The sequence below is a fragment of the Enterobacter sp. BIDMC93 genome, assembly GCF_001037805.1.
Lineage (GTDB): Bacteria > Pseudomonadota > Gammaproteobacteria > Enterobacterales > Enterobacteriaceae > Enterobacter > Enterobacter hormaechei_C.
Genome location: NZ_KQ089962.1, coordinates 894,631 through 903,036, shown reverse-complemented (window position 1 = coordinate 903,036; position 8,406 = coordinate 894,631). Strand labels below are relative to the sequence as shown.

The 8,406-nt window shown below is 52.2% G+C and carries 5 protein-coding genes, 1 tRNA gene and 3 rRNA genes; 1 reads left to right on the top strand and 8 read right to left on the bottom strand.

From position 1 onward, the window contains the following. Nucleotides 1-217: 217 nt before the first annotated feature. The 4 genes from rrf to SK58_RS04280 all read right to left on the bottom strand — a co-directional run bounded on the left by rrf (nt 218) and on the right by SK58_RS04280 (nt 5,197). A 5S ribosomal RNA gene (rrf, locus tag SK58_RS04295) occupies nt 218-333 on the bottom strand. A 64-nt stretch (nt 334-397) separates the two neighbouring features. Continuing rightward, nucleotides 398-3,303, bottom strand: a 23S ribosomal RNA gene (locus tag SK58_RS04290). Between the two features lie 192 nt (nt 3,304-3,495). Further along, nucleotides 3,496-3,571, bottom strand: a tRNA-Glu gene (locus SK58_RS04285). A gap of 84 nt (nt 3,572-3,655) precedes the next feature. After that, nucleotides 3,656-5,197, bottom strand: a 16S ribosomal RNA gene (locus tag SK58_RS04280). The 16S, 23S and 5S rRNA genes sit together here with 1 tRNA gene alongside, the layout of an rRNA operon. 475 nt (nt 5,198-5,672) lie before the next feature. Here SK58_RS04280 and SK58_RS04270 point away from each other — a divergent pair. Further along, nucleotides 5,673-6,227, top strand: coding sequence for a gamma carbonic anhydrase family protein (locus SK58_RS04270; protein ID WP_048219423.1), 555 nt, complete (start codon nt 5,673-5,675; stop codon nt 6,225-6,227). On the opposite strand, the gene SK58_RS04265 is transcribed toward SK58_RS04270, so the two are convergent. From SK58_RS04265 to SK58_RS04250, 4 genes are read right to left on the bottom strand one after another with little or no spacing between them, the layout of a single operon-like run. Beyond that, a complete protein-coding gene (locus SK58_RS04265; RefSeq protein WP_015571398.1) occupies nt 6,203-6,451 on the bottom strand; it encodes a DUF1488 family protein in 249 nt (82 codons plus the stop codon). The genes SK58_RS04270 and SK58_RS04265 overlap by 25 nt on opposite strands. Next, nucleotides 6,448-7,266: a shikimate dehydrogenase gene (aroE, locus tag SK58_RS04260; protein ID WP_032104911.1), complete on the bottom strand. Its 819-nt coding sequence runs from the start codon at nt 7,264-7,266 to the stop codon at nt 6,448-6,450. Before aroE ends, SK58_RS04265 begins: the two co-directional genes overlap by 4 nt. Nucleotides 7,267-7,270: 4 nt before the next feature. Next, nucleotides 7,271-7,843 carry an L-threonylcarbamoyladenylate synthase type 1 TsaC gene (tsaC, locus tag SK58_RS04255; protein ID WP_032104910.1) on the bottom strand — a complete coding sequence of 191 codons (573 nt, stop codon included), beginning with the start codon at nt 7,841-7,843 and terminating at the stop codon, nt 7,271-7,273. Next, nucleotides 7,836-8,390, bottom strand: coding sequence for a DNA topoisomerase family protein (locus SK58_RS04250; RefSeq protein WP_017383725.1), 555 nt, complete (start codon nt 8,388-8,390; stop codon nt 7,836-7,838). Before SK58_RS04250 ends, tsaC begins: the two co-directional genes overlap by 8 nt. Nucleotides 8,391-8,406: the final 16 nt, after the last annotated feature.

The window sequence follows — 8,406 nt, the reverse complement described above, 5'->3', positions numbered from 1 at the left end:
GCTATACCCCATACCTGTACATAACATTTAATTGATTTAACGCTGCTGCGAGCCAGCATAATGCATTCCACAACTTCAGTTTCAGTAGGGTAAAACGCTTTAATACGTCCGTAAGGTATTAATGGCGACAGCAGGAATATCGAATGAGGGAATTGGTTTGGCTGGAGCGATAACGCAAAAAGGCCATCCTTTCGGATGGCCTTTCTACTTGTTTGATGTCTGGCAGTTCCCTACTCTCACATGGGGAGACCCCACACTACCATCGGCGCTACGGCGTTTCACTTCTGAGTTCGGCATGGGGTCAGGTGGGACCACCGCGCTAAAGCCGCCAGGCAAATTCTGTTATCTGTATCAGGCTGAAAATTTCGTCTCTTCGCCAAAACACCTTCGGCGTTGTAAGGTTAAGCCTCACGGTTCATTAGTATCGGTTAGCTCAACGCATCGCTGCGCTTACACACCCGACCTATCAACGTCGTCGTCTTCAACGTTCCTTCAGGAGACTCAAGGTCTCAGGGAGAACTCATCTCGGGGCAAGTTTCGTGCTTAGATGCTTTCAGCACTTATCTCTTCCGCATTTAGCTACCGGGCAGTGCCATTGGCATGACAACCCGAACACCAGTGATGCGTCCACTCCGGTCCTCTCGTACTAGGAGCAGCCCCCCTCAATTCTCCAGCGCCCACGGCAGATAGGGACCGAACTGTCTCACGACGTTCTAAACCCAGCTCGCGTACCACTTTAAATGGCGAACAGCCATACCCTTGGGACCTACTTCAGCCCCAGGATGTGATGAGCCGACATCGAGGTGCCAAACACCGCCGTCGATATGAACTCTTGGGCGGTATCAGCCTGTTATCCCCGGAGTACCTTTTATCCGTTGAGCGATGGCCCTTCCATTCAGAACCACCGGATCACTATGACCTGCTTTCGCACCTGCTCGCGCCGTCACGCTCGCAGTCAAGCTGGCTTATGCCATTGCACTAACCTCCTGATGTCCGACCAGGATTAGCCAACCTTCGTGCTCCTCCGTTACTCTTTGGGAGGAGACCGCCCCAGTCAAACTACCCACCAGACACTGTCCGCAACCCGGGTAACGGGTCTACGTTAGAACACCAGCCATTAAAGGGTGGTATTTCAAGGTTGGCTCCACGCAGACTGGCGTCCACGCTTCAAAGCCTCCCACCTATCCTACACATCAAGGACCAGTGTTCAGTGTCAAGCTATAGTAAAGGTTCACGGGGTCTTTCCGTCTTGCCGCGGGTACACTGCATCTTCACAGCGAGTTCAATTTCACTGAGTCTCGGGTGGAGACAGCCTGGCCATCATTACGCCATTCGTGCAGGTCGGAACTTACCCGACAAGGAATTTCGCTACCTTAGGACCGTTATAGTTACGGCCGCCGTTTACCGGGGCTTCGATCAAGAGCTTCGCGTTGCCGCTAACCCCATCAATTAACCTTCCGGCACCGGGCAGGCGTCACACCGTATACGTCCACTTTCGTGTTTGCACAGTGCTGTGTTTTTAATAAACAGTTGCAGCCAGCTGGTATCTTCGACTGATTTCAGCTCCACCCGCAGGGGCTTCACCTACACATCAGCGTGCCTTCTCCCGAAGTTACGGCACCATTTTGCCTAGTTCCTTCACCCGAGTTCTCTCAAGCGCCTTGGTATTCTCTACCTGACCACCTGTGTCGGTTTGGGGTACGATTTCGTGTTACCTGATGCTTAGAGGCTTTTCCTGGAAGCAGGGCATTTATCACTTCAGCACCGTAGTGCCTCGTCATCACACCTCAGCGTTAATAAGGTACCGGATTTACCTGGAACCTCCGCCTACATGCTTAAACCGGGACAACCGTCGCCCGGCTGACATAGCCTTCTCCGTCCCCCCTTCGCAGTAACACCAAGTACAGGAATATTAACCTGTTTCCCATCGACTACGCCTTTCGGCCTCGCCTTAGGGGTCGACTCACCCTGCCCCGATTAACGTTGGACAGGAACCCTTGGTCTTCCGGCGAGCGGGCTTTTCACCCGCTTTATCGTTACTTATGTCAGCATTCGCACTTCTGATACCTCCAGCATGCCTCACAGCACACCTTCAACGGCTTACAGAACGCTCCCCTACCCAACAACGCATAAGCGTCGCTGCCGCAGCTTCGGTGCATGGTTTAGCCCCGTTACATCTTCCGCGCAGGCCGACTCGACCAGTGAGCTATTACGCTTTCTTTAAATGATGGCTGCTTCTAAGCCAACATCCTGGCTGTCTGTGCCTTCCCACATCGTTTCCCACTTAACCATGACTTTGGGACCTTAGCTGGCGGTCTGGGTTGTTTCCCTCTTCACGACGGACGTTAGCACCCGCCGTGTGTCTCCCGTGATAACATTCTTCGGTATTCGTAGTTTGCATCGGGTTGGTAAGCCGGGATGGCCCCCTAGCCGAAACAGTGCTCTACCCCCGAAGATGAGTTCACGAGGCGCTACCTAAATAGCTTTCGGGGAGAACCAGCTATCTCCCGGTTTGATTGGCCTTTCACCCCCAGCCACAGGTCATCCGCTAATTTTTCAACATTAGTCGGTTCGGTCCTCCAGTTAGTGTTACCCAACCTTCAACCTGCCCATGGCTAGATCACCGGGTTTCGGGTCTATACCCTGCAACTTAACGCCCAGTTAAGACTCGGTTTCCCTTCGGCTCCCCTATACGGTTAACCTTGCTACAGAATATAAGTCGCTGACCCATTATACAAAAGGTACGCAGTCACCCCATAAAGAGGCTCCCACTGCTTGTACGTACACGGTTTCAGGTTCTTTTTCACTCCCCTCGCCGGGGTTCTTTTCGCCTTTCCCTCACGGTACTGGTTCACTATCGGTCAGTCAGGAGTATTTAGCCTTGGAGGATGGTCCCCCCATATTCAGACAGGATACCACGTGTCCCGCCCTACTCTTCGAGTTCACAGCAAGTGTGCTTTCGTGTACGGGACTATCACCCTGTACCGTCGGACTTTCCAGACCGTTCCACTAACACACAAGCTGATTCAGACTCCGGGCTGCTCCCCGTTCGCTCGCCGCTACTGGGGGAATCTCGGTTGATTTCTTTTCCTCGGGGTACTTAGATGTTTCAGTTCCCCCGGTTCGCCTCGTTAACCTATGTATTCAGTTAACGATAGTGCAACGAATTGCACTGGGTTTCCCCATTCGGACATCGCCGGGTCAAGGGTTCATATCACCTCGCCGGCGCTTTTCGCAGATTAGCACGTCCTTCATCGCCTCTGACTGCCAGGGCATCCACCGTGTACGCTTAGTCGCTTAACCTCACAACCCGAAGATGTTTCTTTCGATTCATCATCAAATTGCGAAAATTTGAGAGACTCGAACACACATAACATGTGTGTCGTTTCAATTTTCAGCTTGATCCAGATTTTTAAAGAGCAAATATCTCAAACGTCACCCGGAGATGAGTTTTGAGATATTAAGGCAGGTGACTTTCACTCACGAACCAGCAAGTGGCGTCCCCTAGGGGATTCGAACCCCTGTTACCGCCGTGAAAGGGCGGTGTCCTGGGCCTCTAGACGAAGGGGACGTACAGTCTCAATCGCAAGACGCCTTGCTATTTACTTTTCATCAGACAATCTGTGTGGACACTACAAAGGCAGGTTCTTTAAGGTAAGGAGGTGATCCAACCGCAGGTTCCCCTACGGTTACCTTGTTACGACTTCACCCCAGTCATGAATCACAAAGTGGTAAGCGCCCTCCCGAAGGTTAAGCTACCTACTTCTTTTGCAACCCACTCCCATGGTGTGACGGGCGGTGTGTACAAGGCCCGGGAACGTATTCACCGTGGCATTCTGATCCACGATTACTAGCGATTCCGACTTCATGGAGTCGAGTTGCAGACTCCAATCCGGACTACGACGCACTTTATGAGGTCCGCTTGCTCTCGCGAGGTCGCTTCTCTTTGTATGCGCCATTGTAGCACGTGTGTAGCCCTACTCGTAAGGGCCATGATGACTTGACGTCATCCCCACCTTCCTCCAGTTTATCACTGGCAGTCTCCTTTGAGTTCCCGGCCTAACCGCTGGCAACAAAGGATAAGGGTTGCGCTCGTTGCGGGACTTAACCCAACATTTCACAACACGAGCTGACGACAGCCATGCAGCACCTGTCTCAGAGTTCCCGAAGGCACCAAAGCATCTCTGCTAAGTTCTCTGGATGTCAAGAGTAGGTAAGGTTCTTCGCGTTGCATCGAATTAAACCACATGCTCCACCGCTTGTGCGGGCCCCCGTCAATTCATTTGAGTTTTAACCTTGCGGCCGTACTCCCCAGGCGGTCGACTTAACGCGTTAGCTCCGGAAGCCACGCCTCAAGGGCACAACCTCCAAGTCGACATCGTTTACGGCGTGGACTACCAGGGTATCTAATCCTGTTTGCTCCCCACGCTTTCGCACCTGAGCGTCAGTCTTTGTCCAGGGGGCCGCCTTCGCCACCGGTATTCCTCCAGATCTCTACGCATTTCACCGCTACACCTGGAATTCTACCCCCCTCTACAAGACTCTAGCCTGCCAGTTTCGAATGCAGTTCCCAGGTTGAGCCCGGGGATTTCACATCCGACTTGACAGACCGCCTGCGTGCGCTTTACGCCCAGTAATTCCGATTAACGCTTGCACCCTCCGTATTACCGCGGCTGCTGGCACGGAGTTAGCCGGTGCTTCTTCTGCGGGTAACGTCAATCGACAAGGTTATTAACCTTATCGCCTTCCTCCCCGCTGAAAGTACTTTACAACCCGAAGGCCTTCTTCATACACGCGGCATGGCTGCATCAGGCTTGCGCCCATTGTGCAATATTCCCCACTGCTGCCTCCCGTAGGAGTCTGGACCGTGTCTCAGTTCCAGTGTGGCTGGTCATCCTCTCAGACCAGCTAGGGATCGTCGCCTAGGTGAGCCGTTACCCCACCTACTAGCTAATCCCATCTGGGCACATCCGATGGCAAGAGGCCCGAAGGTCCCCCTCTTTGGTCTTGCGACGTTATGCGGTATTAGCTACCGTTTCCAGTAGTTATCCCCCTCCATCAGGCAGTTTCCCAGACATTACTCACCCGTCCGCCACTCGTCAGCGAAGCAGCAAGCTGCTTCCTGTTACCGTTCGACTTGCATGTGTTAGGCCTGCCGCCAGCGTTCAATCTGAGCCATGATCAAACTCTTCAATTTAAGTTTGATGCTCAATGAATTAAACTTCGTAATGAATTACGTGTTCACTCGTTGAGACTTGGTATTCATTTAGTGTCCGAGGACATTAAGAATCCATGTCACTTTGAGTGCCCACACAGATTGTCTGATAAATTGTTAAAGAGCAGTTGCGACGCGCTTCAGCGCTCTGTCGCGAGGTGGCGTATATTACGCTTTCCTCCTTCAGAGTCAACCCGTTATTTCAGGATTTTTTCTCTTCAGCCGACCGGGTTGTCTGTGAAGTGATTCACATCCGCCGTGTCGATGGAGGCGCATTATAGGGATCCCAGTTTTTAGCACAAGTATTTTTTAGATCTTTTTTTCCAACTGATGATTTTCCGTTCTTTTCGCTGAAAACCCACCCGATCCGCTTAAAAATTGACGCATTTTGCCTTGCCTCGATCCAGGAATACGATCAAAGTCTTCTTTAATAGCGCTCATCTGTATCGAGGTAGATATGTTTGCAGTATTACGTCCTTATAAAGATCTGTTCCCCCAAAAAGGCGATCGCGTGATGATCGATGCCAGCAGCGTGGTCATTGGTGATGTTCGCATGGCCGATGATGTCAGCATCTGGCCACTCGTCGCGATCCGGGGCGATGTTAACTACGTTGCGATCGATGCACGCACCAATATTCAGGACGGCAGCGTGCTGCATGTGACTCATAAGTCATCTTATAACCCTGAGGGCAATCCGCTCATCATTGGGGAAGATGTCACCGTCGGTCATAAAGTGATGCTCCACGGCTGCACAATCGGTAACAGGGTGCTCGTTGGGATGGGATCGATTTTGCTGGATGGCGTCATAGTAGAAGATGACGTAATGATTGGCGCAGGAAGCCTTGTTCCGCAAAACAAACGTCTGGAAAGTGGCTATCTCTATTTAGGCAGTCCGGTTAAACAGATCCGCCCCCTAAAAGAGGCGGAGATCGAAGGATTGAAATACTCAGCGAACAATTACGTTAAATGGAAGAATGACTATCTGGATCAGGATAACCAGACCCAACCCTGATCGTCTTCCTGCTGATCGCGGATCAAATCGCTGGCTTCCTCTTCCAGATCCCAGCGATTTTCGCAAAAGACCGCTAACGGATCTGAACCACCAAAGCGCTGATGCAACGTCTCCCCTTTAATCGCACAGGTGAGCTGCATTCCATGCACCAGCACCGGGAAACAAACCGCTTGCTTATTTTCATCCCAGATTTCTCTGTCGGGAAAATGAATCGCCTGATTCATGCCATCAGTTCCTGTTTCAGCTTTTCGATCACCGGTTCTACAGCAGGTAACACGCCATGCCAGAGTAGCACCGCATGAGCCGCCTGCCCCACCAGCATGCCCAGACCATCAGCCACGTGTTTTGCCCCCTGTTGTTCACACCAGGTCAGAAATGGCGTTTTCCCTTTTTGATAAAACATGTCATAGGCGTAGATGTGGGAATGAACCAGGGATGCAGGAATCGCCGGGATCTCTCCATTAATACCGCTTGAGGTGGCATTAATCACAAGATCAAATTCGTGGCTCGCGAGATCGTCAAGTGCTACCGCAGTTACGCTGCCTGTGTGTGCGAACAACGCCGCCAGCTCTTCTGCTCTGGAGAAGGTACGGTTGGTGATTGTCACCGCACAATCCAGCGAAAGAAGAGGAAGCAATACGCCGCGCGACGCGCCACCCGCGCCGATCAGCAGGATCCGAAAGCCTGGTTTAATAAACGACAATCGCTCCAGATCGCTGAGTAAACCTATGCCATCGGTGTTATCGCCAAGAAGGCGACCATCTTCAAGCCGCTTAAGGGTATTGACGGCACCAGCGAGCGAGGCACGCTCGGTCAGCTCATCCGCACGCCCGAAAGCCTCTTCTTTAAAAGGCACCGTGACGTTCGCACCTTTACCACCCGCATCAAAAAAGCTATTCAGCGTCGGTATAAATGCATCAACAGGCGCAAGAACCCGACCATACGGGTGATCTATCTGCAATTGCTCTGCAAACAGCTGATGGATCAGAGGCGACTTGCTGTGCGCGATCGGGTTACCAAAAACAGCATAGGTTTCCATAACATTATCCCTGGCGAAAACGTTCGCCGGTCAAGGCATCGCGAATTTCTGACGGGTTAAGACGCCCCCCGGTTTCACCCACGGCTACAGGGAAATCATTCCCGAACTGCGCCAGAACTTCTTCTGTTGTCCGACAAGGGGGAAGCCCGGTCAGGTTGGCGCTGGTTGAAACCAGGGGTTTACCAAATGCCTGGCATAACTCCACCACCAAGGGATGGTCGGTAACGCGTACCGCGAGTGAATCGAAACGCCCGGTTAGCCAGCGCGGCGTTGTCGGTTGTGCAGGGAAAACAAACGTCACGGGACCAGGCCACGCAGAGAAAATGGTTTCCCGCTGTGCAGGCGTCAGCATGGAATCATCAATATAAGGCTTAAGCTGCTCGTAGTTCGCAGCGATCAAAATCAATCCTTTTTCGACAGGCCGCTGTTTTAGCGCCAGCAGACGGTTAACGGCGACTTCGCTGTCAGGATCGCACCCGACCCCGAAAACGGCTTCTGTTGGATAGGCGATGACTTCTTCTTTTTTCAGGATGTCCACCGCCTGCGCGATGGAGCCTGATGACAGGTTATTATTCACTGATTTGATCCGCCGAAACCGGCTTTCCACATTGTTTACTGGCGCAAAAGCGTTTCAAGCCTTGCGCGGTTTTCTTTTCTATAAGTAACGGATAATCGCAATGAGGGCAGACGCCCGCTACTGGTTTGAAATTGATAACGAACTGGCATTCAGGATAGCGATCGCACGAATGGAAGGTCTTGCCATAACGAGAGCGGCGCTGCACCAATTGACCACGCTGGCACTGAGGGCAGGCAATTGCCGTTTCATCTGGTTTATCAATTTGTTCCGTATGTTCACATTCCGGATAGCGGCTGCATCCGATAAACATCCCGAACCGCCCCTGCCGCAGCGCCAGTTCGCCGCCACAGAGTGGACAAAGCTGTCCCTCCAGAATTTTGACGATATGTCCGTCCGCCTGGCTTTTCAGGGGACGGACATAATCACATTCCGGATAGTGTGAACAACCGAGAAACGGACCGTGTTTCCCGGACCGAATAACAAGTTCAGCCCCACACTGTGGGCAGGGCTCGTTTTTATGCACCGTGAAGAGTGCTGATTTGGCCATAACAACTCTTGTTGCT

Bases quoted from the DNA above. Each gene is read 5' to 3' on its own strand.
- aroE (WP_032104911.1), bottom strand. From the start codon at position 7,266: ATGGAAACCTATGCTGTTTTTGGTAACCCGATCGCGCACAGCAAGTCG.
- SK58_RS04265 (WP_015571398.1), bottom strand. From the start codon at position 6,451: ATGAATCAGGCGATTCATTTTCCCGACAGAGAAATCTGGGATGAAAAT.
- SK58_RS04250 (WP_017383725.1), bottom strand. From the start codon at position 8,390: ATGGCCAAATCAGCACTCTTCACGGTGCATAAAAACGAGCCCTGCCCA.
- SK58_RS04270 (WP_048219423.1), top strand. From the start codon at position 5,673: ATGTTTGCAGTATTACGTCCTTATAAAGATCTGTTCCCCCAAAAAGGC.